Genomic DNA, 21,693 nt, shown 5'->3' with positions numbered 1-21,693 from the left:
TCGCCTGCCGATCTGACACCGAAGGGCGTCCCGGTCACGGGACGCCCTGACTGTTCTGCAGACATCGAAGGGGCAGGCACGCCATGGGCACGCTACTGTCGATCATTACCCTGATGGCGTCCGCCGTCATCGTCGTCCTCGATCCGACGTCGATGCTGGTGTTCTACGCTCTGGGTGTGATCATCGTTTCTCACATCGGGGCCTGGTTGCTCAAATCGACCCCGGGCTGGTTCATGGCGGCATCGCTGCTGGGCTGGTCGTCGATCATGATTTCCACGCCGCTGGCCCTGACCACGACCCAGCTGAACCAGCTGGCCCGACTGGTGCGCCGCCAGCGCGATGGCTGGGAAGAGGCGCAGGTCACGCTCGATTTCTTCGAGCCGCTGGTGCCCTATGCCACGCCGCTGTTGATCGCGGCGACGATTTTCTTTCTGGTGCTCGCCGTGCTGGCCTTGCGCGGCGCGGCTCAGGGCACGTTTCGCTATATGATGGACGCCTCGCGCGGGCTGGCGAAGGCCTGCACGACCGTCGGCAAGGCGGCGGCGTTTTTGTTCCTGCCGATGATGCTGATCATCCTGTATGACGTGATCCAGCGCAAATACCTTGGCTGGAGCCCGGATTTCACCAGCACGGACTGGTACAAGACCTTCACCTCGACCCGGTTGCAGGAAATGGAATGGCATCTGCATGCCACGCTGTTCCTGCTGGCTCTGGGCTATGGCTATGTCCATGACGCGCATGTGCGCATCGAGCTGGTGCGCGACGTGCTGCGCCCGCGCACACGGGCATGGATCGAGCTGTTCGGGGCGCTGCTGTTCATGGTGCCCTATTGCTACGTGGTCATCGAATACGGCAGCGAGAATGCCCTGCGCGCCTATAACATCGGCGAGGGGTCGGATGCGCTGACCGGCTTGCCGTATCGCTTCATCATCAAGGGGATGCTGCCGCTCGGCTTCGTCTTCGTGGCTCTCGCGGGCCTGTCGGCGGCGCTGAAATGCGTGGTCTATCTGTTCGGCCCGGCCAGTATGCGCGCTGAATCGGGGCAGTACGCGGGTGACACCCAACACGGCCAGGCGGCCGAGGCCTGATCGGGGAAAAGCATGGACACTCTCATTTACCTCATGCCGCTGATCATGTTCGGCGTGCTGGCCGTGGTGCTTTTCACCGGCTACCCGGTCGCCTTCATTCTTGGTGGCGTTGCCTTGCTCTTTGCGGTGCTGGGCGACTGGGCCGGGGTTTTCCGGCTGGACCAGATCCAGCTGATCCCGCTCAGGATCTACGGTGGGACGATGGCCAGTCTGGTGCTGGTGGCGATCCCGATGTTCACCTTCATGGGCACTATGCTGGAGAAATCCGGCGTCGCGGCGGATTTGTTGGAAGCCCTGCAAGTGCTGCTGCGCCGGGTGCCGGGCGGATTGGCGCTGTCGGTTACGCTGATGGGCACGATCATGGCCGCGACAACGGGCATCATCGGGGCCTCGGTCGTGATGATGACGCTGATGGCGCTGCCGGTCATGATGAAGGCGAATTACTCGATCCCGCTGGCCACCGGCACCATTGCCGCCTCGGGCACGCTGGGGATCCTGATCCCGCCGTCGATCATGCTGGTCATCATGTCCGACCTGCTGTCGGTGCCTGTCGGCACGGTGTTCATTGCCGCCGTCTTGCCGGGTCTGATGCTGGCGGTGCTCTACACCGTCTATATCTTCCTGCTCTGCCGCTGGAAGCCGCATCTGGCCCCGCCGATGCCCGATGACATTGGGCCTTCGACGCGGGCCGAGCTGTGGAAGATGATCTTCCGCTCGTTCCTGCCGCCGATCCTGTTGATCACCGCGGTGCTGGGCTCGATCTTTGCCGGGCTTGCCACGCCAACCGAGGCCTCGGGCGTGGGCGCGGCAGGGTCGGTGGTGCTGGCCGCGTTCAACCGCCGCCTGACCTGGGAGACGTTCAAGGATGTGTGCTACCGCTCGTCCCTGACCGGGGCGATGCTGTTCGGCATCTTCGTCGGCGCCACGGCGTTCAGCTTTGTGTTCAAGGCAACCGGCGGCGAGCATCTGATCGTCGAGTTCATCCAGAACTCGTCGGCGGGTCCGTGGTCGATCCTGTTCGTGCTGATGGCGATGGTCTTTGCGCTGGGGTTCTTCTTTGACTGGATCGAGATCACGCTGATCGTGCTGCCGATCTTTGCGCCTATCGTGGCCCTGCTCGATTTCGGCGGGCATGTCGGTGCGTGGGCGGGGATTTCCGAGCCGATCGTGATCTGGTTCCTGATCCTTGTCGCGGTGAACCTGCAGACCAGCTTCCTGACCCCACCGTTCGGCTTTGCGCTGTTCTATCTCAAAGGTGTCGCACCGCCCGAGGTCAAGATCCAGATGATCTACAAAGGCATCATCCCCTTCGTGATGCTGCAGGTCCTGGGGCTTATCCTGTGTGTGATCTTCCCGCATATCGTTCTGTGGTTGCCAAGTTTCGTGCTGGGCGATTAGAACTTGGGGCACTGAACGCAGTATCCGGGCGGCAGACACCCTGCCGCCCGTTTTCCATGGAGCCTGCCATGTTTTTCGACCCGCTGCTCTATGGCTTCGTCTTTCTCGGCCTGTTCACGCCGGGGCCGAATGTGATCATGCTCACCGCTTCGGGTGCGCGCTTTGGCTTCCTGCGCACGCTGCCGCATCTGTTCGGTGTCGTGGTCGGCGTCGGCATCACCGCCGGTGTCACGGCGATGGGGGTGGGTGCGGCGGTGCAGGCGTCGTCGCTTCTGAACCTGTTGCTCAGGCTGGGGGCAGGCGGGTTCATCCTGTGGATGGCCTGGGGACTCTGGCAAGCCTCGTCCAAGCCGCGCAAAGCCGCAGACCCCGATGAAAAGCCGCTGTCGTTCTTCGGCGCGGTGCTGTTCCAATGGATCAACCCCAAGGTCTGGGCCGTCGCCTTCGCCGCCTCGGCCGGTTACGGCGCGGGGCAGGAAGCGTGGTTCGAGGCCGCGCGCCTTGCTACGGCGTTTTCGTCGCTCAACCTGATGGTCTGCCTGTTCTGGACCGCCGCCGGATCGCTGCTGACCGCGCTTCTGGCCGCACCTACCGCGTGGAAGGTGTTCTTGCGCATCATGGCGGTGTTGTTGGCGGTCACGACCCTGCTGATCTTCCGCTGACGCAATCGTTGGTTGCGCCGCCGGGTGCAGCATGGCTTTTTGAGGGGCGAGGAGGCACATAGATGCGTGACAAACCCCGCGATCCGGCCCGCGAAAAGGCCAAGACCAACGCTCGCCAGCGCAAGATCTGTTCCAATTCGTCCGACAAGGCCTCGCGCAAGAATGCCCCGCGGATCAAGGCGGCGGGCAACCGCAGTCTCAGGCGTCTGGACAAGGCGGCGCTGGCCGTCGCCCCGGAAGACGCGGCGCTGCAGCCCGAAGGTCTGAAAACCCGGCCCCGCGCCTGGGGCACCGACAACGCCGCCGCGCGCCGGGCTGACCGTGCGGACGAGCGCGCCTGGCTTGATGCCACCCCGATTGGTGAGGGCGAACGCCCCGGACGCCGCCGCGCGTCGCTACGTCACGGCGTGCCATCCGCCGAGGGGGACGGGAATTAGTTTGACCGAATCCGGGCATCCCGGTATTTAATGAACAAGCGTTCAATTCCGGGGAGGGAAGCGACCATGTTCACCGCATCAATGAAATTCGACCTGGGCGAGGATGTGAACGCGCTGCGCGACGCCGTGCACCGTTTCGCGCAAGACCGCATCAAACCGCTGGCGGCCGAGACCGACCGCACCAACGCCTTCCCCAATGCGCTCTGGAGCGAGCTGGGCGAGATGGGTCTGCTGGGCATCACCGTGTCCGAGGAATACGGCGGCGCGGGCATGGGCTATCTGGCCCACGCCGTCGCGGTCGAGGAAATCGCCCGCGCGTCGGCCTCGATCAGCCTGAGCTATGGCGCGCATTCCAATCTCTGCGTGAACCAGATCAAACTGAACGGCTCGGACGAGCAGAAGGCGAAATACCTGCCCGGTCTGGTCAGCGGCAAGCACGTCGGTGCTTTGGCGATGTCCGAGGCAGGGGCGGGTTCGGATGTGGTGTCCATGACCCTGCGGGCCGAGAAAAAGAACGACCGCTTTGTTCTCAACGGCACGAAATACTGGATCACCAACGGCCCCGATGCCGACACGCTGGTCGTCTATGCCAAGACCGACCCGGCGGCGGGATCGAAGGGGATCACGGCCTTCTTGATCGAGAAAACCATGAAAGGCTTCTCGACCAGCGCGCATTTCGACAAGCTGGGCATGAGGGGGTCGAACACCGCCGAGCTGGTGTTTGAAGACGTCGAAGTGCCGTTCGAGAACATCCTCGGCGAAGAGGGCCGTGGCGTGCGGGTGCTGATGTCGGGGCTGGATTATGAGCGTGTCGTTCTGGCCGCCATCGGGCCGGGGATCATGGCGGCCTGTCTGGATGAGGTCATGCCCTATGTCACCGAACGAAAGCAGTTCGGCCAGCCCATCGGGAATTTCCAGCTGATGCAGGGCAAGATCGCCGATATGTACACCGCGCTCAATTCCGCCCGCGCCTATGTGTACGAGGTCGCCAAGGCCTGCGACCGGGGCGAGGTTACCCGCGCCGATGCCGCCGCCTGCTGCCTTTATGCCAGCGAACAGGCGATGGTGCAGGCGCATCAGGCTGTGCAGGCTATGGGCGGGGCGGGGTTCATGAATGACAGCGCTGTCAGCCGCTTGTTCCGCGACGCCAAGCTGATGGAAATCGGCGCGGGCACCTCCGAGATCCGCCGCATGCTGGTAGGTCGCGAGCTGATGGGGGCGATGGCATGAAAGCGCTCGCCCTTGCCGTTGCCATGATCATGCCTGCCGCCGCGCAGGCTGAAGAGCCTTTTGCCGGCTTCATGACCGGCGTTGCTGCCTGCCTTGATGCAAGCGAAGACGAGGCTGCGGCGCGCGCCTGCATCGGGGTCGGATCAGGTGCCTGCATGGACGGGGCGCCGGGCGGGCAGAGCACGGTCGGGATGATGTCCTGCCTGCTGGCCGAGCGCGACGCGTGGGATGTGCTTCTGAACGAGGAATACCAAAGCGCACGCACCGCTGCGCGCCAGATGGACGCCGCCGAACAGCCCGCCAACCCGGAATTCGCCGTTCGCGCGGACCGCCTGCGCGATGCGCAGCGCGCGTGGATTGCGTTCCGGGACGCCAATTGTGCGATGGAATACGCGGTCTGGGGTGGCGGAAGCATGCGCCAGATCACCGGGGCGGATTGCCAGATGCAGATGACCGCCGAGCGCACGATTCAGTTGCGCAGCCTTCGCCAGATGCTGACCGAAGGGTGACAGGGCAATGCGCGCCGCGTGGCTGAGTGAGCAGGCAGGATGAGCCGGGGTCCGACGCTTCCGGCTGTCGGCGGCTATGACGTCCTTTGTGCCGGTTTCGACTGGGCCTTGCCCGCGCGCCTGAACATGGCGCGGCAGGCCTGTTTCGACTGGCTGGATCAGCCCGAACGGCTGGCGCTCATTGACCTGTCGCAGGGCGAGCGGCGCGATGTCAGCTATGGCGATCTGGCGTGGCGGGTGCGGGCGCTGGCGGGCTATCTGGCCGACCGGGGCGTCACGCGCGGTGACCGGGTTGGCGTGCTGCGTGCGCAAGATCCCTGGACCGCCGCTGCGCATCTGGCGATCTGGACGCTGGGCGCGATCAGCCTGCCGTTGTTCAAACTCTTTGGCCCTGACGCGCTGCACACTCGGCTGGGTGATGCCGGTGTGAGGCATGTGGTCACCGATGGCGAAGGGGCTGCGCTGCTAAGCGCGCTTGATGTGACCGCCCATGTTCCCGAGCTGATCGCGTTGCACGACACCGATCTTGAGCCCGTTGATACCGGCCCCGACGACCCCGCCGTGCTGATCTACACCTCGGGCACCACGGGCGCACCGAAGGGCGCGCTGCACGGCCACCGCGTGCTGACCGGCCATCTGCCGGGTGTGGAGATCAGCCACGACCGGCTGGGCCAGCCCGGCGATGTGCTCTGGACCCCAGCCGACTGGGCGTGGATCGGCGGGTTGTTCGACGTGCTGATGCCGGGGCTGGCGCTGGGGGTGCCGGTGGTGGCTGCCCGTCTGCCCAAGTTTACAGCTGAGGCCGCGCGCGAGGTGATCCGTGAGGGCGGCGTGCGCAACGTGTTCTTCCCGCCAACCGCGCTGAAACTGCTGCGCTCGGCGGATATCGCGCTGCCGGGGTTGCGCTCGGTGGCCTCGGGCGGCGAGCCGCTGGGGGCAGAGATGCTCGACTGGGGCCATCGGGCGTTCGGGTTGCAGATCAACGAGTTCTACGGCCAGACCGAAGGCAACATGATCGCTTCCTCCGCCGGGTCTTTGTTCCCGCCGCGCCCAGGCTGCATCGGCAAGCCGGTGCCGGGGCATACGCTGGCCGTGCTGGGACCAGACGGCCCGCTTGGCGATGGGATCGAGGGCGACATCGCGGTCAAACGCGGCTCGGCCTCGATGTTTCTGGGCTACTGGAACCGGCCAGAAGCGAGCGCCGAGAAGTTCCGCGGTGACTGGATGCTGACCGGCGACCGGGGGCTGTGGGGGCAGGGCTATCTGCGCTTTGTCGGGCGCGAGGATGACGTGATTACTTCGGCCGGCTACCGCATCGGCCCGGCCGAGATCGAGGATTGCCTGCTGCGCCATCCCGCCGTTGCCATGGCCGCCGTGATCGGCGTGCCCGACCCTGAGCGCACCGAACGCATCCGCGCCCATGTCGTGCTGAACGACGGGGCTGAGGCGACCGAGGCCGACCTGCAGGCCCATATCCGCACCCGCCTGTCCGCGCACCTAGTCCCACGCGATGTCCGCTTTGAGCGTGAGTTGCCGATGACTGTAACGGGCAAGATCATCCGCAAGGACTTGAAGCGCAGGGCGATGGAGGAGCACCCATGACCCGCGCACCCGCCACACCGACTGAAACGCGACTGGATCTGAAGGGGCTTGACCAATGAAGCTGTCATCGAAAATCACGACCGGCTCCGAAAGCTTCCGCGCCAACCGTGCCGCGCATCTGGATGCGCTGGCGCTGGTGCAGGCGGCCGCCGAGGCCGCCGGGCAGGGCGGCGGCGAGAAAGCCCGCGCCCGCCATGTCAGCCGGGGCAAGATGCTGCCGCGTGATCGGGTGGCCAACCTGCTGGACCCCGGCTCGCCCTTCCTTGAGATCGGCGCGACGGCGGCGCATGGGCTTTATGACGGTGCGGCCCCCGGTGCGGGGGTGATTGCGGGCATTGGCCGGGTGATGGGTCATGAGGTCATGGTCGTGTGCAACGACGCCACGGTGAAGGGCGGCACCTATTACCCGATGACCGTCAAGAAACACCTGCGCGCGCAGGAGATCGCGGCGGAAAATAATCTGCCCTGCGTTTATCTGGTCGATAGCGGCGGCGCGAACCTGCCCAATCAGGACGAGGTCTTCCCCGACCGTGACCATTTTGGCCGCATCTTCTATAATCAGGCCAATATGTCGGCGCGCGGCATCCCACAGATCGCGGTGGTGATGGGCTCGTGTACCGCAGGCGGGGCCTATGTGCCCGCGATGTCGGACGTGACGATCATCGTCAAGAACCAGGGCACGATCTTTCTGGCCGGACCGCCGCTGGTCAAGGCGGCGACGGGTGAGGTGGTCACGGCCGAGGATCTGGGCGGCGGCGATGTGCACACGCGGCTGTCGGGCGTGGCGGATTATCTGGCCGAGGATGACGCGCATGCGCTGGCACTGGCGCGCCGTGCCATCGGCCATCTTAACCGCCGCAAGCCCGAGACGGTCCAATGGGCGAGCGTTGAAGAACCGGCCTATGATCCCGATGAAATCCTCGGTGCCGTTCCCGCAGATCTGCGCACGCCCTATGACATCCGCGAGATCATCGCCCGTACTGTCGACGGCTCGCGCTTTGACGAGTTCAAGCCGCGCTTTGGCGAGACGCTGGTTACAGGCTTTGCCCATGTGAAGGGCTGCCCGGTCGGCATCATTGCCAACAACGGTGTGCTGTTTTCCGAGGCCGCCGTGAAGGGCGCGCATTTCGTCGAGCTGTGCTCGCAGCGCAAGATCCCGCTGGTGTTCCTGCAGAACATCACCGGCTTCATGGTCGGTCGGAAATATGAGAACGAGGGCATCGCGCGCCACGGGGCCAAGCTGGTGACGGCGGTGGCGACGACCTCGGTGCCCAAGATCACGCTGATGGTTGGCGGCTCGTTCGGGGCAGGCAACTATGGCATGTCCGGGCGCGCCTATCAGCCGCGATTCCTGTGGAGCTGGCCCAACAGCCGGATCTCGGTGATGGGCGGCGAGCAGGCGGCAGGCGTGCTGGCCACCGTGCGGCGTGAGGGGATCGAGCGCGCGGGAAACAGCTGGTCGGCCGAGGAAGAGGCGGAGTTCAAGCGCCCCACGATCGAGATGTTCGAGCGTCAGAGCCACCCGCTCTATGCCTCGGCCCGGCTGTGGGACGATGGGATCATCGACCCGCGCCGCACCCGTGATGTGCTCTCACTGTCGCTGAGCGCCGCGCTGAATGCACCGATTGAGGACACGCGCTTTGGCGTGTTCCGCATGTAAGGGAAGGGGCATGGAGCAGCCTCGGTTCTTATGGAATGATTGCTTTGCAGGCGGAACCGGCGCGCAGCGCAGCGGGCGTTGGCGCTCGTCTCCGCTGTCGGGCGTCGTGGTTAAATCCCCGGATAACTCGCTCACTAAACCGAATTTATCGACAATGAGTGGCGCGTTCGAAATTTCAGGCAGTTTGCGCCGTATTTTCGCCGAAGACTCGGGGCAGCAAAGCTATCATGACCCTTGTGCCCCGCTTCTTTTGGAAACGCTCAAAACCCCGGCTAGTCGGGCGGGGCGATCCCTTCGATCCGCGCGGGGGACCGGCAGGGCAAGGCTATGCGCCTCACAACCAAAGGCTCCGCTTTCTTCGCTGGCGACCGTCACGACGCTGGTTTCTGCTCGTCCCTGTGTTGCTGCTGGTGGCACCGCCCTTGCTGGACCTCATGGCCGGACTGCGCGGATCGACCGGGCGGGAGTGCCGTCTGCTGTCGGTGGTCAACGGCAACACGCTGCTGGTGCAATGCGGCGAACCCGAGCCTGCCACGCGGACGGATATCAGCCTTGCCTCCATCGTCGCCCCGCCGCGCGAACAGCCGCAGGTGCTGACGAATGCCGTGGTGACGGTCCAGCTTCTGGGCGTGCCCGCAGCGCCCATTCTGGGCGCACGCTGCCTGCCCGAGGCCTGGGCGGGGATCCGCGCCCAAACGGCGCTGCGCCTGCGCGTCTGGTTCGCGGACGATCTGGATTTCACCATCCGGCCCAATGCCAATGCCAATGTCGCGATCGCCTATGCCGACGGGCACTCGGTCAACCACGCTCTGCGCCGAACGCCCCACGATCACTGCGCCGGTTAAGCCGCTGCACCGCGCCGTTGCGCGTCTTTTCCCCTGACACATCCCGAACGGACCACGGCATCACAGCGCCGGGGGGCAACGCCCTTTTGTCCGGTATCCGCCAAGGAGCAACGCCATGTTCGACACGATCCTGATCGCCAACCGGGGTGAGATCGCCTGCCGCGTGATCCGCAGCGCCCGTGCTCTGGGCCTGCGCAGCGTCGCGGTGTATTCCGAGGCCGACGCCGGGGCCGCGCATGTGGCGATGGCCGATCAGGCGGTGCTCATCGGTGGCCCGCGCCCGGCTGACAGCTATCTGCGCGGTGAGCGGATCATTCAGGCGGCACTCGATACCGGCGCGCAGGCGATCCATCCGGGCTATGGGTTCTTGTCCGAGAACCCCGAGTTCGTCGACGCAGTCGAGGCGGCGGGGCTGGTCTTCATTGGCCCTTCGGCCAGCGCGATCCGGGCCATGGGGCTCAAGGATGCCGCCAAGGCGCTGATGGAAAAAGCGGGCGTGCCGATTGTGCCGGGCTATATGGGCAGCAATCAAGAGCCTGCCCATCTGCAAGCTGCCGCCGATAAGATCGGCTATCCGGTGCTGATCAAGGCGGTCGCGGGCGGCGGCGGCAAGGGCATGCGGCTGGTCGAGCGCTCGAAGGACTTCGCCGACGCACTGGCCAGCGCGCAGGGTGAGGCCTCGACGGCTTTCGGCAACGCCGCCGTGCTGATCGAGAAATACATCCAGCAGCCGCGCCACATCGAGGTGCAGGTATTTGGCGATGGCACAAACGCGGTGCATCTGTTCGAGCGCGACTGCTCGCTGCAACGCCGCCACCAGAAGGTGATCGAAGAAGCGCCAGCGCCCGGCATGACCGCCGAGATGCGCGCCGCGATGGGCACCGCCGCCGTGCGTGCGGCGGAAGCGATTGGCTACAAGGGCGCGGGCACGGTCGAGTTCATCGTCGATGGTTCCAACGGGCTGCGGCCCGACGGGTTTTGGTTCATGGAGATGAACACCCGCCTGCAGGTCGAGCATCCGGTGACCGAGGCGATCACCGGCGTCGATCTGGTGGAATGGCAGCTGCGCGTGGCCTCGGGCGAGAGCCTGCCCTGTGCTCAGGATGATCTGACGATCACCGGTCACGCGTTCGAAGCCCGGCTCTATGCCGAGGATGTCCCCGCCGGGTTTCTGCCCGCCACCGGCACGCTCTCGCATTTGCGGTTCCCGGCGGACGCGCGCATCGACAGCGGCGTGCGCGAGGGTGATACGATCAGTCCGTGGTACGATCCGATGATCGCCAAGGTGATCACCCACGGCGCGACGCGCGCCATCGCCCTGTCCAAACTGCGCGCAGCGCTGGAGGGTACGCAGGTTGCGGGGTCGGTGACGAACCTCGCGTTTCTGGGTGCGCTGACCCGGCACCAAGGGTTCCGCGCCGGTGAGGTGGATACCGGGCTGATCGGGCGCGATCTGGATGCCCTGACCGCCGAGCCTGCGATTGCCGATGCGACCGTGGCACTGGCGGCGCTAGCCGCGATGGGCGCAGGGCAGGGCGATCTGCAGGGCTTCGCGCTGTGGACACCGCTCTGGCAGACGGTCGTGCTGGAACGCGGTGAGGCGCGCTGGGACTGCGCCGTGGCCCGCGTCGGGAAGGAGTGGGCCGTGCGCGTCGGCGACGCCACGCTGAGTGCAGAACGCCGCGCCGGTGCGTGGTGGATCGACGGCCAGCGCGCCGCCAGCGACGCGCAGGTGGTTGGCAACACGGTCTCGGTCTTCGGCGCGCATACCGTGCAGTTCACCCGGCCCGATCCGCTGGCCGTGGATGCCGACGCCGGGGCAGGGGCGGGTATCGTGCTGGCACCGATGCCGGGCATGGTGAAGGCGGTGTTTGTCAACGCGGGCGATGTCGTGGAAAAGGGCGCACGACTGGCGATTCTGGAGGCGATGAAAATGGAACACACCCTGACCGCAGGCCGCGACGGCACGGTGGCCGAGGTGCTGGCCAAGGCGGGCCAGCAGGTCGAAGCCGGGGCTGCCCTGATCGCGCTGGCCGAGGAAGAATGACCGACCTGCCGCAGACCCTCGCCGCCTGCGCCGACGCGGTGCTGAACACCGCCGACGGCCGCGAGAAAACCGCGCTGTCAAAACGCTGCGCCGAGGCGTGGTTCGCCGCGCGCGCTGCAGGCACGCCGATGCCGATCGGGCATGGCAACCCGCCGCTCAACCCGGCGCGGCCTGCGCAGCCTGAATTGCTGGACCCGCGCGACATGCCGCGGCGCCGGACAGGCTCGCTTGCCGGGCGGATCGCGCTGCTGCATGCGGTTGCGCATATCGAGCTGAACGCGGTCGATCTGCATTGGGACATCATCGCGCGCTTCACCGGCACCAAGATGCCGATGGGGTTCTATGATGACTGGGTGAAATCGGCGGCCGAGGAATCCAAGCATTACAACCTTGTCTGCGATGTTCTGGAAAGCCTTGGCAGCCATTATGGCGCGCTGCCTGCCCATGCTTCCATGTGGCGGGCGGCGGCAGATACCAAGGATGACTTCCTTGGGCGGCTTGCCGTGGTGCCCATGGTGTTGGAAGCGCGCGGTCTCGATGTGACCCCCGGCATGATCGAGATTTTCCGCAAGGCGGGTGTCGAGTCTGCCGTTGCCGCGCTTGAGACCATCTACGCCGAAGAGGTCAGCCACGTTGCCTATGGGTCAAAGTGGTTCCACTTTCTGTGCGGGCGTGCCGACATCGACCCAAAAGAAGCCTTCCATGATCTGGTCCGGCGCTATTTCCACGGCGCGCTGAAGCCGCCGTTCAACGAGGAAAAACGCGCCGAGGCCGGCATACCCCCCGACTTTTACTGGCCCCTTGCCGACGAGCACCCCGCCAACGCCGCGCGACTCACCCGTTAACCCCACGCGGGTCTGACACCTGCGTGATCGTCCGTAAGGGACTCAAAGTCGGCGGTTTTTTGCCGATACGGCGATCATTCGCCTACGAGCAGGGAACCCCGGGGTTAAGTTGTTGCCTGCGGGTGGTGCGGTCGTTAACAAAAACGCGAAATAACCCGCGCCGTGACTGCGGGGGATTGTCAATGGCGAACAAGCTGTAGGGGGACCCGTGAGGGCCTTTATCGACCGTCTTAACCTCACGCTGGAGCGGTATCTGCCTGAAAAACGGCTGTTCCTGCGTTCGGAAACGAGCACGCGCTTTGTCCGATTGAAACCCGCTGCCCAGGCCGTGATCTTGACCGGGACTGCTGGCTATATGGCGTGGAGCCTGATCGCGACCTCGATCTTGTTCTACTCGGTGATCGGATCGAACGATCTGCGCGAGAGTGCGCGGCGTGAACAAAGCTATTTCGAAACCCGGCTCAACGACATGGCCGCGCAGCGTGACCGGGCCTTGTCCGAGGCACAGGCGGCCCATCAGCGCTTTGGCGAAGCGATGGACCGTGTCGGGCATATGCAGACCAGCTTGCTGGAAGGCGAGCAGCGCAATGCGGAACTGGCACGCGGTATCGACGCGTTGCAGGCGACCCTGCGCACGACCAATGAACAGCGCGATGCGGCGACGACCGAACTGGCCGAGCTTGAGGCCCGCGATTCCGATTCCGAACTGGAAGACACTACCGCGCATCTGGAAGAGGTCGAGCAAACGCTCGACTTCGTGCTGGCCGCGCTGGACCGTACCGCGCTTGAGCGCGAATCGATGGGCGCGGTGGCCGATGACGCCACCCGCGAAGCCCAGCATCTGGCGATGGAATACCGGCTGATCCAGGATCGTAATACGCGCATTTTTACGCAACTTGAGCAAGCGGTCGAGACGTCGATGCAGCCGCTCGAACGCATGTTCAGCGCGGCCGGCCTGTCCACCGAAACGCTGCTGCGGCAGGTGCGCGCGGGCTATCAGACGCGCTCGGCGTCCTTGCGGCCGATCTCGATCTCGACATCGGGAACGCTGGATCCGCTGTCGGATGAGGTGCGCGCCAACTCGGTTCTGGCCGCGCTCGAAGAGATCGACACCTACCGCATCGCCTTGCGGCGCACGCCTTTTGCGCTGCCGGTGGACCATGTTCGCGTCAATTCGCCCTTTGGCTATCGGCGTGATCCGATCACCGGCGGCCGCCGGTTGCACGCGGGTCAGGATTTCGGGGGCTCGCGCGGGACGCCGATCCATAGCACCGCCGACGGCACGGTCAGTTTCGCCGGGCGTCAGAGCGGGTATGGCAACATCGTCATCGTCCAGCACGACTTTGGTTTTGAGACGCGCTATGCGCATATGAGTAGTATCGCCGTGAGCGTTGGCCAAAGGGTCTCGCGCGGGGAGCGGGTTGGTGCTATGGGAAACACGGGCCGATCCACGGGTGTGCACCTGCACTATGAGATCCGCGTTGCCGGCAACCCCATAAACCCCATGACTTACATAAGGGCAGCACAGAATGTTTTCTAAGAGCAGGATCAACGAATCCACGGGTCGCAGCGACAATGCCCGCGCGCCAGAGGCTGGCCCCGCGCCGACCTCGACGCCGGTTCCGCGTCCCTCGATGGAGATGGGCAGCAATGCCGGCAGCTCGTCGGCCCCGAAACCCAAGCCCGCGGCTTCTGTCCTGTCGGCTGATTTGCAGATCTCGGGCAACATGCGCACCTCGGGTGACGTGGTTATCGAAGGTGTCGTTGATGGCGATATCCGCGCCCATCTGCTGACCGTGGGCGAAAGCGCCACGATCCGCGGTGAGATCGTCGCCGATGACATCGTGATCAACGGCCGCGTCATTGGCCGCGTGCGCGGTCTCAAGGTGCGTCTGACCTCGACCGCTCGGGTTGAGGGCGACATCATCCACAAGACCATCGCCATCGAATCGGGTGCCCATTTCGAGGGTTCCGTGCAGCGTCAGGACGATCCGCTGGCCGCAGGCTCGCAGTCGTCGGCGTCGTCGGCACAATCGGCAGCTCCGCGCCCCGCAGCACCAGCCCCGCAGCCCGCTGCGGCTCCGCAGTCGCGCCCGCAGGCCCCGGCTGAGTCGTCGCGCCCGGCAGCGCCCAAGGCGCCGATGGATGCCAAGCCCGGCCAGTAATTTCCGACTTGCAGAGTTTGAAACGGGGGGCCTGATGGCCCTCCGTTTTGCATTGGATCAGGCGTCTTGCGGCAACAAACGCCGGTAGAGATGCCACGTCGCGTGGCCAAACACCGGCAGGGCGATGAACAGGCCCAGAAACAGCGGCACCATGCTGAGGAACAGCGACCCCGCAATGATCGCTGCCCACAGGGCCATAACCAGCGGATTGGTCGTCACGCAGGCGAAGCTGGCGATCATCGCGCTGATGAAATCGACCTCGCGGTCCAAGAGCAGTGGCAGGCTGACCACGGTCAGCGCAAAGAAAAGCGACGCCATCACCCCGCCGATGACCGAGCCGACAAGCAGCATCGTCAGCCCGTTGCCGCTGAACAGCATGCTCAGGGTCGAGCCGGTGATCGGCGACAGGCCAAAGAACAGCGCAAAGATCGTGTGCGCCATGAATACCCAGAACATGAAGACCAGCAGGATGAACATCGCCATCGACGGCACCTGCCGGTCCTTTTGTGCAAAGACGATCGAGGCGACCGAGGTCAGGCCCAGTGCCTCGCCCGCGTGCAGCCTGCGGCTGACCTCATAGAGCCCGGTCGCGGCGAAGGGGGCGAGGATGGGAAAGCCCACGGCGATGGGAATGAACCAGTATTCGGCCGCCGAGGCGTAAAAGATCGTATACAGAATGATCCCGCCCAGCACATAGAACGCGCTGAACAGGATGCCATAGAGCGGCGCACGGGCGAAATCGCGCCATCCCAACACCAGCACGTCGCGCAGGCTGGTCAGCGTGATGCGCTCGGGGTCAGGGATGGTGGACGCCTCGACGGGCCGTAGCTTGGGGTCGGGGTGTGGGGTGTCGGTCATGAAGCCTCCCTCGGTCAGTCGCGCGCGACAGAAGGCTACCACACCGCCGAGAGGGCGCAATCAGCTTTGCCAACCGGGCAGGGCGTGGCAAGCTGGGCAGCGTCACCGTTTCAAGGAGAGCGCCAATGGATCCCGTCACCGCCGTGTACTACGCGACGATCTGCGCAGCCCTGAGCTTTGCGGCGGGCAAGCTGCGCTCGGGCATGGTTCGGATCATTCTGGGGGTGGTGATCGGTGCTATCGCGGCGTCGTTACTGCCGGACATACGGGGGATGTTGGGGGTCTGACGGGCAGGGCGCACAAGACCTTGACACCGATGTGACAGTTTTTTTGAACCTTTTGGCGTTCTCAAACGTTCTTACGGTACAAGCGCCAGATTGGTGGCGCCAAAATCGGAGACGCTGCCATGTTTCGCCAAGACACCGCCCGCCCCGCTCTGGACCTGTATGATGACCTGATGGCCATCACCCGCATCGAAGCCACGATCTCGCTGGGCGACCGCCGCAAGGCGCCGAAAGTGCAAGACTACTCGCGCCTTGCCCGTCATCTGCCCGGCATCAAGCTGTAAGCGTGCCTTAGTCGGCGTCGCGCGCGTCAGCCCGGCTTTTGCCTGAGACCTGCTGCGCCAGCGTGGCGGCCATGAAGCCGTCCAGTGCGCCGTCGAGCACGCCTTGGGTATCCGATGTTTCGTGGTTGGTCCGCAGATCCTTGACCATCTGATAGGGCTGCAGAACATAACTGCGGATCTGGTTGCCCCAGCCCGCGCTGCCTTTGCTCTCATGCGCCTCGTTGATCGCCGCGTTGCGCTTGTCCAGCTCCATCTGATACAGCCGCGACTTCAGCGCCTTCATGGCAATGTCCCGGTTCTGGTGCTGTGACTTTTCCGAACTGGTCACGACGATGCCGGTGGGGTGGTGGGTGATCCGCACCGCCGAGTCGGTGGTGTTGACGTGCTGACCGCCCGCACCGGATGAGCGATAGGTATCGATACGGATGTCGTTGGGGGCGACTTCAATTTCGATGTTGTCATCGACCACCGGATAGACCCAGACCGAGGCAAAAGACGTCTCGCGCGTGCCTTTACCGAAGGGCGAGATCCGCACCAACCGGTGCACGCCGCTTTCCGATTTAAGCCAGCCATAGGCGTTATGCCCGGAAATCTTGTAGGCGCAGGACTTGGTCCCGGCCTCTGACCCGGCTTCCTCGGATTGCAGCTCGACCTTGTAGCCGCGTTTCTCAGCCCACCGCACATACATCCGTTGCAGCATCGAGGCCCAGTCGCAGGCTTCTGTCCCCCCAGCACCGGCGTTGATCTCAAGGAAGGTGTCGTTGCTGTCGGCCTCGCCATCGAGCAAGGCTTCCAGCTCTTTCGCCGCCGCTTTCTCACCCAAACTCTTGAGCGCCGCTTCGGCCTCGGCGACGACAGTGTCGTCATCCTCCATCTCGCCCAGCTCGATCAGCTCCATATTGTCGCTCAGATCGCGCGCGATGCTCTCGTAGGTGCCAAGGGCTTCCATCAGCTGTTGGCGGTCGCGCATCAGCTTTTGTGCCCGCTCCTGATCGTTCCACAGGTTAGGGTCTTCGATCATCGCGTCGAATTCTTCCAGCCGGTGCTTGGCCGTTTCCCAGTCCATACGCTGCGCCAGCAGGTTCAGAGACTTGCGGATCGCCTCGATGGTGGTCTGGGTTTCTGCGCGCATTCGGTCACCTGTGTCTCAAAGCGGAGGGGGCCGATTTGGCCCCCACACGTTGCTCGGTCTGATATAACGCCCTTGCTGTGCAGGCAAGGGTGGGCAGGGGGATCAGGCGGGGCTGACCATCTCCTTGACGGCGTCCAGCACCTCTTCGGCGTGGCCTGCAACCTTGACCTTGGGCCACTCGCGCGCAAGCCGCCCTTCGCCGTCGATCAGGAAGGTGGCGCGGGTGATGCCCATATAGGTCTTGCCGTAGTTCTTCTTTTCGCCCCAGACGCCGTATTGCTCGCAGATCTCACCCTCGGCATCCGAGACCAGCGTGACCCCCAGATCGTATTTCAGCGCGAATTTTTCGTGCTTGGCGACGGTGTCCTTGCTGACGCCGATCACCTTGGCACCGGCGGCTTCGAACTGATGGCCCAGTTCGGTGAAATCCTTGGCTTCCTGGGTGCAGCCGGGGGTGTCGTCCTTGGGATAGAAATAGAGCACCACAGGTTGGCCGCGCAGATCCGACAGGGTCAGATCCTCGCCATTCTGGGTGGGGGCGGTAAAGTCGGGGGCGGTTTCGCCGATAATCATGAGGGAACTCCTGTTGCCTTGGGCTTAATTTTAGTGCCTGCGGGTCAGGGTTAAAGGGGTAGCCGAGCACTTTAAGCGCAAAGCGTCGGGTTTCCGCCTAACGCATGGCATCGCGGAAGGCGGCGAAGCCCGGGTCTTTTGCGATACGGGCCATCATCGCCTCACGCAGAGCGCCGACTGTTTTGTAGGGTCGCATGACCACCTCGAATTCCTGCATCAAACCGTCATCGTTCAGCGTGATCAAATCGACGCCGACGGCATCGAGCCCCTCAACCTTGCAGTGAAACTCCAGCATCCAGTCGCGCCCGTCGCCCAGTACACGGCGATAGGTGAAATCGGTAAAGATCGCATTTACATGGCCGAGCACAGCGGCCACCGCGCGGTTGCCGGTCCATGTCTTCCAGTAGGTTGGCGGCAAAAAGCGGATATCTTGAGCAAAGAGCGGCAGAAGGCCCGTATCGTCCTTGGTCAGAACTGCGTCGTGGAAGGCTTGGATGGTGGGGTGCATGGTGCAGCCTGTGTCGCTTCGGGTTGAAACTGTAGCCTACATCTGGAAAGCAGCGGCACGGAAACGGTTTATGGTCTGCCGGGCGAACGTGGAGCGGGACGTGCATGAAACTGAGTGATTTCGATTTCGACCTGCCCGAAGAGCTGATCGCGACGCGGCCGGTCAAACCCCGCCCGGCGGCGCGCTTGCTGCACGTCGAGGGCGACACGATGCGCGACCGGCATGTGTCGGACCTGCTGGAGATCCTGCAACCCGGTGACCGGCTGGTGTTGAACAACACGCGGGTAATCCCGGCGCGGTTGTTTGGCGAGCGGGTACGCGAAACCAAAGACGGCTCAGGCCGCGCGCGGATCGAGGCGACACTGCTCAACCCCGAGCCGGACGGCGGCTGGCGCGTGCTGGCCCGCCCGCTTCGCAAGCTGGCGGTGGGGGACCGGGTGTCGTTCGGGCAGGGGCTGGATGCGACTGTGTCGCGCAAGGAAGAGACCGAGGCGGTGCTGGCGTTCGATCTGACCGGCGCTGATTTTGACTCGGCGGTCGATCTGGCGGGGCGCATGCCGCTGCCGCCCTATATCGAGAGCCGCCGCCCCGCCGATGCGCAGGACGCCGAGGATTACCAGACGGTCTTTGCCCGCACCCGCGGCGCTGTCGCGGCCCCCACGGCCAGCCTGCATTTCGACAATGATCTGCTGACGGCTCTGCGCGCCAAGGGCGTGGCGTTCACCGAAGTGACCCTGCATGTCGGCGCGGGGACGTTCCTACCGGTCAAGGTCGAGGATGTGACGACCCACCGGATGCACGCTGAATGGGGCGAGGTGACGGCTCAGGCCGCCGCCGAGATCAACGCGACGAAAGCGGCAGGCGGGCGCGTGATCGCCGTGGGGACCACAGCGCTGCGGCTGATCGAGAGCGCGGCGCGCTCGGGTGTGGTCGAGCCGTGGCGGGGTGAGACGGATATTTTCATCTATCCCGGCTTCACCTTCCACGCGGTCGACGGGTTGATGACCAATTTCCACCTGCCCAAATCGACGCTGCTGATGCTGGTCTCGGCGCTGATGGGGTTCGAGACGGTGATGGCGGTCTATGCCCATGCGATTGCCGGGCGGTATCGGTTCTTTTCCTATGGCGATGCGTCGCTGTTGATCCCGGGAGGGGCGGGCGCTCGGGGGGATTGACCCCCCTCGCGCCCGCGCGGGTTGCCACCCGCACCCTCCCGGAGGGGAAGCAGGCTCCCCCTCCGGACCTCCCCCTTCACCAAAAAAGGTGCGTATTTGCGACAAGGTGAGGATCAGACGACGGTGTCGCGGTCGGTCTCGGTCAGCAGCCAGTCGCGGAGCTGGGCGACGGCGGGGTTGGGTTTGTGGCCCGGTGTCGGGTCTGGTTCGGCGAAGTAGTAGCCAAAGCCGGACGGGGTTTCGGGGCCGAGGGCGATGAGCGCGCCGCTGTCGAGTTCGGGGCGGATCAGGAAAGCCGGCATCAGGGCGACGCCCATGCCTGAGGCTGCGGCTTGCGCCAGCGTCGCCACATGTTCCAGCCGCATCGACGGGGCGGGCAGGGAGCCGGGCTGGTTTTCATGCGCCCACCAGTCAGACCATGCTTGCGGGCGGCTGGTCAGGGCGAGCAGCGGCTGGCCGAGCACGGCAGGGGTGCCGGGGGCGGCAACTGGAAGCAGGTGCTCGGCCATCAGCAGGGTGAGGCGCGCGCCGGGCCAGTCGCCACGGCCCGAGTGGATGGCGGCGTCGATGCCTTCGGCGCGCAGGTCGAAGCGGCCGATGCGGGTGGTAAAATGCAGCGTGACTTCAGGGTGGCGGCGCACGAATCGGGGGATGCGGGGCATCAGCCATCGCGTACCAAAGGTCGGCAGGATGGCGAGGCGCAGGCCTTGTTCCTGCGTCCGCCCCAAAGCCTCCATCGCGCCGCGACCGAGGATGTCGAGGGCAGCACGGGTGGCGCGGGCATAGGCGGTGCCGGCCTCGGTCAGGCCGGCGGCGCGGGAGCTGCGATCGACGAGCGGCACGCCGAGCTGTCCCTCCAGTTGCGCCACCTGACGCGAAATGGCCCCCTGCGTCTGGCCGAGATCACGCGCGGCGGCGGTGAAGCTGCCAGTGCGGGCGAGCGCATCGAAGGCCAGAAGTGCCGGGGTATTGGGCAGGAGGCGGCGCTGTATCATTCCATTTCCGCATGGTTTTATGCCGATATAGCGGTTTTTCGCGCCGCTGTCGCATGGTATTTCAGGCGCAACGACAGGAGAACCCCATGACCGACCGCCCGAAACTGAAAGCCAAGGACGCCCCCGATCTGGGCCGTTTCCAATGGGATGACGCGCTGCGTCTGGACAGCCAGCTGAGCGAGGACGAGCGCATGCTGCGCGACGCCGCGCGGGAATTCGCGCAATCGGTGCTGCAGCCGCGCGTGATAAAGGCCTACCGCGAAGAGCTGTCGGACCCGTCTGTGTTCAAGCTGATGGGCGATGCAGGCCTCTTGGGCACGACGATCCCCGAGGAATACGGCGGGTTGGGCGCGGGCTATGTGACCTATGGTCTGGTCGCGCGGGAAATCGAGCGGGTCGATTCCGGCTATCGCAGCATGATGTCGGTGCAAAGCTCGCTGGTGATGTATCCGATCTATGCCTACGGGTCGGAAGAGCAGCGGATGAAATATCTGCCGGGGCTGGCCTCGGGCGATCTGATCGGGTGTTTCGGGCTGACCGAACCTGACGCGGGGTCGGACCCGGCGGGCATGAAGACCCGCGCGGTGAAGACCGAGACGGGGTACAAGCTGACCGGCTCGAAGATGTGGATCTCGAACGCGCCGTTTGCCGATGTATTCGTCGTCTGGGCGAAATCCGAGGCCCATGGCGGGCGCATTCGCGGCTTTGTTCTGGACAAGGGCATGCCGGGGCTGAGCGCGCCGAAGATTGAGGGCAAGCTATCGCTGCGCGCATCGACCACGGGTGAGATCGTCATGGACGGCGTCGAGGTCGGCGAGGATGCACTGCTGCCTTACGTCGAAGGGCTCAAAGGGCCCTTCGGTTGCCTGAACCGCGCGCGCTATGGCATTGCCTGGGGCGTGATGGGCTCGGCCGAGTTCTGCTGGCACGCGGCGCGGCAATACGGGCTGGACCGCAAGCAGTTCGACAAGCCGCTGGCGGGCACGCAGCTTTATCAGAAGAAGCTGGCCGATATGCAGACCGAAATTACGCTGGGCCTGCAGGCGGCGCTGCAGGTCGGGCGGCTGATGGACGAGGCACAGGCGGCGCCCGAGATGATCAGCCTGATCAAGCGCAACAACTGCGGCAAGGCGCTGGATATTGCGCGGGTGTCGCGGGATATGCATGGCGGCAACGGGATTTCCGAGGAATTTCAGGTCATTCGCCATATGGTGAACCTGGAGACGGTGAACACCTATGAAGGCACGCATGACGTGCATGCGCTCATTTTGGGTCGGGCGCAGACCGGATTGCAGGCGTTCTTTTGATTACCGGTTCCGGGGGGCTGCCGCCCCCCGGGCCCCCTGCTTCAAGGGGGGAGCACGCTCCCCCCTTGACCCCCCCCCGGTGCGCATTT

At 64.7% G+C, this 21,693-nt stretch carries 22 protein-coding genes; 17 read left to right on the top strand and 5 right to left on the bottom strand.

Annotated features, from left to right (window positions below):
- Positions 1-83: 83 nt before the first annotated feature.
- From EAE28_RS24050 to EAE28_RS20555, 13 genes are all read left to right on the top strand, one after another.
- Positions 84-1,088, top strand: coding sequence for a TRAP transporter small permease subunit (locus EAE28_RS24050; RefSeq protein ID WP_220443974.1), 1,005 nt, complete (start codon positions 84-86; stop codon positions 1,086-1,088).
- Between the two features lie 12 nt (positions 1,089-1,100).
- On the top strand, positions 1,101-2,486 hold the full coding sequence (locus EAE28_RS20610) for a TRAP transporter large permease (RefSeq protein ID WP_127109791.1): 1,386 nt from the start codon (positions 1,101-1,103) through the stop codon (positions 2,484-2,486).
- A 68-nt stretch (positions 2,487-2,554) separates the two neighbouring features.
- A complete protein-coding gene (locus tag EAE28_RS20605) occupies positions 2,555-3,148 on the top strand; it encodes a LysE family translocator (RefSeq protein ID WP_127109790.1) in 594 nt (197 codons plus the stop codon).
- Positions 3,149-3,210: 62 nt separating this feature from the next.
- Positions 3,211-3,585, top strand: a complete 375-nt coding sequence (locus EAE28_RS20600; protein WP_127109788.1) for a hypothetical protein — start codon at positions 3,211-3,213, stop codon at positions 3,583-3,585.
- Between the two features lie 66 nt (positions 3,586-3,651).
- A complete protein-coding gene (locus EAE28_RS20595; RefSeq protein ID WP_127109786.1) occupies positions 3,652-4,815 on the top strand; it encodes an isovaleryl-CoA dehydrogenase in 1,164 nt (387 codons plus the stop codon).
- On the top strand, positions 4,812-5,324 hold the full coding sequence (locus tag EAE28_RS20590; protein ID WP_127109784.1) for a lysozyme inhibitor LprI family protein: 513 nt from the start codon (positions 4,812-4,814) through the stop codon (positions 5,322-5,324). The genes EAE28_RS20595 and EAE28_RS20590 overlap by 4 nt, the downstream gene beginning before the upstream one ends.
- A gap of 39 nt (positions 5,325-5,363) precedes the next feature.
- On the top strand, positions 5,364-6,926 hold the full coding sequence (locus EAE28_RS20585) for an AMP-binding protein (RefSeq protein ID WP_127109782.1): 1,563 nt from the start codon (positions 5,364-5,366) through the stop codon (positions 6,924-6,926).
- Positions 6,927-6,981: 55 nt separating this feature from the next.
- Positions 6,982-8,586, top strand: coding sequence for a carboxyl transferase domain-containing protein (locus EAE28_RS20580; RefSeq protein WP_127109780.1), 1,605 nt, complete (start codon positions 6,982-6,984; stop codon positions 8,584-8,586).
- Positions 8,587-8,996: 410 nt separating this feature from the next.
- Positions 8,997-9,431 carry a hypothetical protein gene (locus EAE28_RS20575; protein WP_164736722.1) on the top strand — a complete coding sequence of 145 codons (435 nt, stop codon included), beginning with the start codon at positions 8,997-8,999 and terminating at the stop codon, positions 9,429-9,431.
- 115 nt (positions 9,432-9,546) lie between these two features.
- Positions 9,547-11,478 (top strand): acetyl/propionyl/methylcrotonyl-CoA carboxylase subunit alpha, encoded by a 1,932-nt coding sequence (locus tag EAE28_RS20570; protein WP_127109776.1) that lies wholly within the window; start codon positions 9,547-9,549, stop codon positions 11,476-11,478.
- Positions 11,475-12,323 carry a ferritin-like domain-containing protein gene (locus tag EAE28_RS20565; RefSeq protein WP_127109774.1) on the top strand — a complete coding sequence of 283 codons (849 nt, stop codon included), beginning with the start codon at positions 11,475-11,477 and terminating at the stop codon, positions 12,321-12,323. Before EAE28_RS20570 ends, EAE28_RS20565 begins: the two co-directional genes overlap by 4 nt.
- Positions 12,324-12,531: 208 nt before the next feature.
- Complete coding sequence (locus EAE28_RS20560) at positions 12,532-13,863, top strand: DUF5930 domain-containing protein (RefSeq protein ID WP_127109772.1); 1,332 nt, start codon at positions 12,532-12,534, stop codon at positions 13,861-13,863.
- A complete protein-coding gene (locus EAE28_RS20555; RefSeq protein WP_164736721.1) occupies positions 13,853-14,488 on the top strand; it encodes a bactofilin family protein in 636 nt (211 codons plus the stop codon). Before EAE28_RS20560 ends, EAE28_RS20555 begins: the two co-directional genes overlap by 11 nt.
- Positions 14,489-14,545: 57 nt before the next feature.
- Here the strand turns inward: EAE28_RS20555 and EAE28_RS20550 are convergent, their stop codons facing one another.
- Complete coding sequence (locus EAE28_RS20550) at positions 14,546-15,346, bottom strand: DUF2189 domain-containing protein (RefSeq protein WP_127109770.1); 801 nt, start codon at positions 15,344-15,346, stop codon at positions 14,546-14,548.
- A 125-nt stretch (positions 15,347-15,471) separates the two neighbouring features.
- Here EAE28_RS20550 and EAE28_RS23885 point away from each other — a divergent pair, with 125 nt between their 5' ends.
- The gene (locus EAE28_RS23885; protein WP_164736720.1) at positions 15,472-15,633 is read left to right on the top strand and encodes a hypothetical protein; all 162 of its coding nucleotides are present in this window, start codon (positions 15,472-15,474) and stop codon (positions 15,631-15,633) included.
- A gap of 119 nt (positions 15,634-15,752) precedes the next feature.
- On the top strand, positions 15,753-15,914 hold the full coding sequence (locus tag EAE28_RS23880) for a hypothetical protein (RefSeq protein WP_164736719.1): 162 nt from the start codon (positions 15,753-15,755) through the stop codon (positions 15,912-15,914).
- Between the two features lie 7 nt (positions 15,915-15,921).
- Here EAE28_RS23880 and prfB read toward each other — a convergent pair whose 3' ends face one another.
- From prfB to EAE28_RS20535, 3 genes are all read right to left on the bottom strand, one after another.
- Positions 15,922-17,046, bottom strand: coding sequence for a peptide chain release factor 2 (gene prfB / locus EAE28_RS20545; protein ID WP_127109768.1), 1,125 nt, complete (start codon positions 17,044-17,046; stop codon positions 15,922-15,924).
- A 102-nt stretch (positions 17,047-17,148) separates the two neighbouring features.
- On the bottom strand, positions 17,149-17,619 hold the full coding sequence (bcp, locus tag EAE28_RS20540) for a thioredoxin-dependent thiol peroxidase (RefSeq protein ID WP_127109766.1): 471 nt from the start codon (positions 17,617-17,619) through the stop codon (positions 17,149-17,151).
- 97 nt (positions 17,620-17,716) lie between these two features.
- Positions 17,717-18,127: a nuclear transport factor 2 family protein gene (locus EAE28_RS20535; RefSeq protein WP_127109764.1), complete on the bottom strand. Its 411-nt coding sequence runs from the start codon at positions 18,125-18,127 to the stop codon at positions 17,717-17,719.
- Positions 18,128-18,231: 104 nt separating this feature from the next.
- On the opposite strand from EAE28_RS20535, the gene queA reads away from it, so the two are divergent.
- The gene (gene queA, locus EAE28_RS20530) at positions 18,232-19,302 is read left to right on the top strand and encodes a tRNA preQ1(34) S-adenosylmethionine ribosyltransferase-isomerase QueA (protein ID WP_127109762.1); all 1,071 of its coding nucleotides are present in this window, start codon (positions 18,232-18,234) and stop codon (positions 19,300-19,302) included.
- 113 nt (positions 19,303-19,415) lie between these two features.
- Here queA and EAE28_RS20525 read toward each other — a convergent pair whose 3' ends face one another.
- The gene (locus EAE28_RS20525) at positions 19,416-20,297 is read right to left on the bottom strand and encodes a LysR family transcriptional regulator (protein ID WP_127109760.1); all 882 of its coding nucleotides are present in this window, start codon (positions 20,295-20,297) and stop codon (positions 19,416-19,418) included.
- 86 nt (positions 20,298-20,383) lie between these two features.
- On the opposite strand from EAE28_RS20525, the gene EAE28_RS20520 reads away from it, so the two are divergent.
- Complete coding sequence (locus EAE28_RS20520; RefSeq protein WP_127109758.1) at positions 20,384-21,604, top strand: acyl-CoA dehydrogenase; 1,221 nt, start codon at positions 20,384-20,386, stop codon at positions 21,602-21,604.
- Positions 21,605-21,693: the final 89 nt, after the last annotated feature.

Source organism: Pararhodobacter zhoushanensis (assembly GCF_003990445.1).
GTDB lineage: Bacteria > Pseudomonadota > Alphaproteobacteria > Rhodobacterales > Rhodobacteraceae > Pararhodobacter > Pararhodobacter zhoushanensis.
Note: the sequence above shows the minus strand (reverse complement) of the source record. Positions and strands in the feature narration are given on the sequence as shown.

Coding starts and splice junctions, on each gene's coding strand:
- EAE28_RS24050 (WP_220443974.1), top strand. CDS start 84: ATGGGCACGCTACTGTCGATCATTACCCTGATGGCGTCCGCCGTCATC.
- EAE28_RS20610 (WP_127109791.1), top strand. CDS start 1,101: ATGGACACTCTCATTTACCTCATGCCGCTGATCATGTTCGGCGTGCTG.
- EAE28_RS20605 (WP_127109790.1), top strand. CDS start 2,555: ATGTTTTTCGACCCGCTGCTCTATGGCTTCGTCTTTCTCGGCCTGTTC.
- EAE28_RS20600 (WP_127109788.1), top strand. CDS start 3,211: ATGCGTGACAAACCCCGCGATCCGGCCCGCGAAAAGGCCAAGACCAAC.
- EAE28_RS20595 (WP_127109786.1), top strand. CDS start 3,652: ATGTTCACCGCATCAATGAAATTCGACCTGGGCGAGGATGTGAACGCG.
- EAE28_RS20590 (WP_127109784.1), top strand. CDS start 4,812: ATGAAAGCGCTCGCCCTTGCCGTTGCCATGATCATGCCTGCCGCCGCG.
- EAE28_RS20585 (WP_127109782.1), top strand. CDS start 5,364: ATGAGCCGGGGTCCGACGCTTCCGGCTGTCGGCGGCTATGACGTCCTT.
- EAE28_RS20580 (WP_127109780.1), top strand. CDS start 6,982: ATGAAGCTGTCATCGAAAATCACGACCGGCTCCGAAAGCTTCCGCGCC.
- EAE28_RS20570 (WP_127109776.1), top strand. CDS start 9,547: ATGTTCGACACGATCCTGATCGCCAACCGGGGTGAGATCGCCTGCCGC.
- EAE28_RS20565 (WP_127109774.1), top strand. CDS start 11,475: ATGACCGACCTGCCGCAGACCCTCGCCGCCTGCGCCGACGCGGTGCTG.
- EAE28_RS20555 (WP_164736721.1), top strand. CDS start 13,853: ATGTTTTCTAAGAGCAGGATCAACGAATCCACGGGTCGCAGCGACAAT.
- EAE28_RS20550 (WP_127109770.1), bottom strand. CDS start 15,346: ATGACCGACACCCCACACCCCGACCCCAAGCTACGGCCCGTCGAGGCG.
- EAE28_RS23885 (WP_164736720.1), top strand. CDS start 15,472: ATGGATCCCGTCACCGCCGTGTACTACGCGACGATCTGCGCAGCCCTG.
- EAE28_RS23880 (WP_164736719.1), top strand. CDS start 15,753: ATGTTTCGCCAAGACACCGCCCGCCCCGCTCTGGACCTGTATGATGAC.
- prfB (WP_127109768.1), bottom strand. CDS start 17,046: ATGCGCGCAGAAACCCAGACCACCATCGAGGCGATCCGCAAGTCTCTG.
- bcp (WP_127109766.1), bottom strand. CDS start 17,619: ATGATTATCGGCGAAACCGCCCCCGACTTTACCGCCCCCACCCAGAAT.
- EAE28_RS20535 (WP_127109764.1), bottom strand. CDS start 18,127: ATGCACCCCACCATCCAAGCCTTCCACGACGCAGTTCTGACCAAGGAC.
- queA (WP_127109762.1), top strand. CDS start 18,232: ATGAAACTGAGTGATTTCGATTTCGACCTGCCCGAAGAGCTGATCGCG.
- EAE28_RS20525 (WP_127109760.1), bottom strand. CDS start 20,297: ATGATACAGCGCCGCCTCCTGCCCAATACCCCGGCACTTCTGGCCTTC.
- EAE28_RS20520 (WP_127109758.1), top strand. CDS start 20,384: ATGACCGACCGCCCGAAACTGAAAGCCAAGGACGCCCCCGATCTGGGC.